Source organism: Calditrichota bacterium (assembly GCA_014359355.1).
GTDB lineage: Bacteria > Zhuqueibacterota > Zhuqueibacteria > JANLFK01 > Oleimicrobiaceae > Oleimicrobium.
In genome coordinates, this window is sequence record JACIZP010000243.1 from 1 (window position 1) to 4,496 (window position 4,496).

The following is a 4,496-nucleotide window of genomic DNA, read 5'->3' on the forward strand; positions in this document are numbered from 1 at the left end:
CGTGTCGAATTGAGATGTTGGAGATGTACCTCTCCACGACACCTCCCGGATGCATCGTCGCCGAACGGGGTGGTACGGTAGTGGGTGTTGCCTTCTCGCATCTGTACGGCACCACGGGATGGATTGGCCCAATCGCCGTTGCGCCGCAATGGCAAGGACGGGGCGTGGGTACGCAGATCACAAGGCGCAGCGTTGATTTCCTCATGAACTCCGGGTGTACCACGATTGGCTTAGAGACCATGCCCCGCAGCTATCGCAATCTCGGCTTCTATCTGAAGCTGGGCTTTGTGGCGCAACAGCTCACGTGCGAGCTGATACGCCCGGTGGCCAGAGCCGGGGCGACGCAGCTCAGGACAGGTATTCAGGTGCGCAGGTTCAGCCAAGAAGATGAGCGGGGTTCTTGGTCGTTCTTGGGCAGAGCGGCAGAACTGGCAAACGCCGTGGCCGAGGGTACGGACTATGCGCCGCTGATCCGGCAGACGCGGGCCTTTCGCTTTGGGGAGACCTTCTTGCTGGAGCGGAATGGCAGCGCCTTGGCGCTGGCGGTTGTCCACACTGAACCGTACTTCATGGGACAGCAGCGCAACCTCGCTCGGTTAATCGTCGGAGTAGTGCCGGAGCAGTGGCGCGAGGAGCTTTTCCCGGCCCTTCTTAATCTGCTGGAGGTGCACGCGCGGCGGGAGGAGCTGGATGTGCTGTGCCTGCGCATACCGGCAAACAGCCATTGGGCCCTGCGCTGGGCGCTGAACCACGGTTTCAAGATTATCCATTCCGACCTGCGTATGACCTTGGAAGGCTATCCGGAGCGCGTCAAAGGCGGGGCAGTGCATCTGAACAGGTGGGAGTAAAGTCCGAGGCGCCCCGCCGTTGGCAGTGAGCGGTTGTTGGGATGCGTTGCCGTGTGCGATGTGCGAGCGACAGGTACAACCAAGGCGGAGCGCACAAAGCTCGAGGCGCGTCCATCGATGAAGGTGATCTCCGCAAGTCGCCGCGTGGACATGGTGGCGGGCTATCCGGATGAACTGGCCACCATCCTCCAAGACAAATTCTCCCCGGAGGAAGTGCACACCGTCGTCATCTGGACAAAGAACGCCGCTAACCTGCTGGTGCATGCGCCGCTGCGCAAGGTCCTCTCGCGCTTTGAGCAGTTGTATGTGCACTACAGCATCACGGGCATGGGGGGCACGTTCCTGGAACCTGGCATCCCTCCGACCGAAGAGGCGCTGGCCCACTTGCCGGGGGTGATCGAGCTGACCAGAAGCCCAGAGCGGGTCCGCCTGCGCTTTGACCCCATCGTGCACTTGCTCCTTCCAGACGGACAGCGCTACACAAACCTGCCCCATTTTGCCGCCATCGCTGCGGCGTGTGCGGAGCTGGGGGTGCGCGACGTTTCCACGAGCTGGCTGCAGGTCTACCGGAAAGTGGCGAGCCGGCTAAGGCATGCAGGCATAGAGCCGGAAGAACCGAGCGCAGAGGTCTGGGCAGAGGAAGCGCGCCAGGTGCTGGAGGTAGCCGCACGGTTCGGGTTGCGGGTGCACGGGTGCTGCGTGCCTGGGTGGTCGCCTTCGCGCTGCATCGACGGCTTTCTCTTGACGAGGCTGCACCCACGAGGGCTGGCCTGTTCCACGCGGCGCGCCACAGGACAAAGGCCGCTCTGCGGCTGCACAGAAAGCATAGACATCGGATGGTACAAAGGGTGCGTGGGCGGCTGCCTGTATTGCTACGCCAACCCCAGGCCCGTTGGGAAGGAGAAAGCGACCCAATCCCTCATCTTGCCGTAGGGCAAGGCGCGTTTCCTACTCTTCCTGCCCTCCGAGCTGGCTCCCTGGTTTCTGTACCCACCTGCTCAGCCTGCTTGGGCCGGCGGCGCCAGTTTCCAAGACGTAGAGGACGTCACCGGCTGCGCAGAGGGCGACGTTCTTGGGTGCGCGCAAAGGTGGCGAGCCGCCGTGGAGAAAACCGACCACGTTGCCTTCCCCGTCCAGGATGGTAACGCGTCCGGCAGGCATGTGGGAGACAAAGATCGTTCCTCGCTGGTCGGTGTGGACACCACCCTTGCCGATCCCGCGCACCGCTAGGTTGCCTTGGCGCTGGTAGCGGAGGCTTGTGCCGGTAGCCTCGGTGCGCCATACTTGCACCGTTCCTTCCGACTCGCAGGCCACGTACACTTTGGTTCCATCAGGAGAGACGGCCAGACCGTTTGCCACTGACCCATCCCCGAAAGGACTGCCCTCCATCTCTTGCCAATTGGTGTCGTAGACGTGCCAGAGCGCGCGGCCACTCTCTGAGACGAAGGCACGGCCGAAGCGGTCGAAACTGATGCACCCCACAGGGTATGGCACCTCGACCCCCGGGAGGGCTCGTCCGTCAGGCCCAAAACGGAAGATGACTCCCGGGGACGTAGCACAGCCGAGGTGGATGATGCCCCCACTGTCCACCGCCACTGTAGCTGGACTGCGCAGGGGCGCGGCCTCACCGTTAGCCGCCAGGCCCACGCGGATGGGCGAAAAGTCCCTCTCGCTTCCGTCTGGAGCAAGGACGTGGACACAGCGGTCTTCAAGAGAGGTGACCCACACTTGACCTGTGGAATCCACCGCGACTGCAGTGGCGTTCCACACCAGCGGGCCAAACTCGCCCCGGCAGGAGAAAAGAGGCTGGCTGAAATCGACAACGATGGCCGTGACGGGGCTGTAGCCGAGGTTGCGCCTCTTGGGGTCCGCGTTGTCCCTGGCAAAGACACGGAGCAGTAGCTCGGTTGCCGCTCTTTGAGCTGGAATCTCCTGGTCGGTGATGTACCAGCCCTCATGGGAGGGTAGGGCCGACATCTTTAACTCCCGGATCTCCCCTCCCTTGCCCGCGACGCTCCATACCAGGTGCACGCCTTGGCCTTCGGAGCCGGTACTGTCGTCGTACACACCACTCGGGTCGCTAATGTGACAGAGCACCTTGAATGGCTCCCCTTCGCGCACCACCGGCGGGGCGGTGAACAACGCCGGGATGAGTGGTCCTTGCACGTCCTTGGGCGAAGTTTTCCAGGCGAGGTCGGGCGGCAGCGCGGGTTCCGGTTGCACCGCCATCAGATCCTGCGCAGCTGCTGGGGTAACCGTGTGCTTCGGGAAAAGAGCTTGGTATGAGAATAAGGCAAATCCCTGGGCACCCAGGCGGCGGGCTATCTCCACCTGGGCGCGCCAATCTGCCGTGGCATCGATGCCAGGACAGACCAACCGGCCCTTGTCGTCCTGCAGGTGCTCGGCCGCAAGGCGGCGAAAGAGGGTGGTGTCGCTGGTGTAGATCATGGGGAAGATGACATCGATGACGCCCATGGCCAGCCAGCGGTGGCTATCCTGCAGGAAAAGCTGTCTGCCTGTTTGCAGGTCGCCGATCACCGCGCTGGAGACGACCGCATCTGGCCTATGAGCCTTGACGGCCCCATAAAGCACGGTGAGCAGGCGGGTCAGAGCGCTGCGCCGCCATTCGTCCCAAGCGGCCGGCGCTTCTGCAGGCGAGCGACCATTGTGGTAGAGGCGGAACTGCGTGAGTGACGGCAGGTCAAACGAGAAGCCCGGTCCCGGAAACCGGAAGTAGTCGAGGTGGATGCCGTCAACGTCGTATCGCTCAAGGAGCTCAACGAACAGTCTGTGCAGGTAGGCTTGGACCTCCGGATTGGTGGGGGAGAGCCAGGTGTAGTGGTTGTTGAGGCGTTGCACGGCACCGTTCGGATCCACCATGAACCAGTCGCGGTGGCTATTCCAGAGCTGTTGCGGGTCGGCAGGGGGAACCGTCCCGCGCCAGCCTGGGTAAACGTTGACCCAGGCATGGAGCGCAATGCCCCGCGCGTGCGCCTCGTCGATGGCTGTCTGCAGGGGATCCCAGCCGGGATCTTGGCCTCCGAACTCCTCTGCCCAGGGCTCCATGCTCGAGCGGTAGCAGACCGTACCGTTGCCCCTGACCTGGAAAAGGAGGGTGTTGAAGCGGTACTGGGCGGCGTTCTGCACGATGGCGCGTACGTCTTCAGCAGTGCGATAGTCCCAGCGTGTGACCCAAAGGGCGCGAAGCTCGGCGCCGCGCACAGCAAGGGGTGCCAGCAGGCATAGAAGTGCTAACTTGCGGGTGATGCCTCGGAGAATGCGGTGGCCCATCCTCACTTCCTCCACACGAACTGCCATCTGAGCGACCGAGATTCCCTTGCGTGGGTTTTCTTCTTGCCGCCCAATATAGCAAAAATGCGCACAATTGCAAGGCCTTTGTGCATGGCCTGTGGCGGTGACAGGCCGCAGTGCCTTTGTCAGCTCCAGCTCCTCCCGCGACGTTGCCGAGGAGCGGCGGGGCGGTCGTTATGACAACGCGGAACAAAACGGACTCGTTTGTGGGGCAGATCTCATTTCACGGTCGCGGATTCGGCTGGTCGGGCGAGACGAAGAAGGAGGCGGGGTGGGTGGGGCATGGGCCCTTCGGGGGGTGAGTCCGAGCGAAGAGCCAGGGGTGGTTACGTACCG

The 4,496-nt window shown here is 63.0% G+C and carries 3 protein-coding genes; 2 read left to right on the forward strand and 1 reads right to left on the reverse strand.

Features of this window, described 5'->3' with window-relative positions; all coding sequences use genetic code 11:
• Positions 1 to 23 precede the first annotated feature (23 nt).
• Together H5U38_10870 and H5U38_10875 are read left to right on the forward strand one after the other, a co-directional pair.
• A complete protein-coding gene (locus H5U38_10870; protein ID MBC7187526.1) occupies positions 24 to 848 on the forward strand; it encodes a GNAT family N-acetyltransferase in 825 nt (274 codons plus the stop codon).
• A 117-nt stretch (positions 849 to 965) separates the two neighbouring features.
• The gene (locus tag H5U38_10875) at positions 966 to 1,781 is read left to right on the forward strand and encodes a DUF1848 family protein (protein ID MBC7187527.1); all 816 of its coding nucleotides are present in this window, start codon (positions 966 to 968) and stop codon (positions 1,779 to 1,781) included.
• 15 nt (positions 1,782 to 1,796) lie between these two features.
• On the opposite strand, the gene H5U38_10880 is transcribed toward H5U38_10875, so the two are convergent.
• Positions 1,797 to 4,139, reverse strand: a complete 2,343-nt coding sequence (locus tag H5U38_10880) for a family 10 glycosylhydrolase (GenBank protein ID MBC7187528.1) — start codon at positions 4,137 to 4,139, stop codon at positions 1,797 to 1,799.
• Between the last annotated feature and the right edge of the window lie 357 nt (positions 4,140 to 4,496).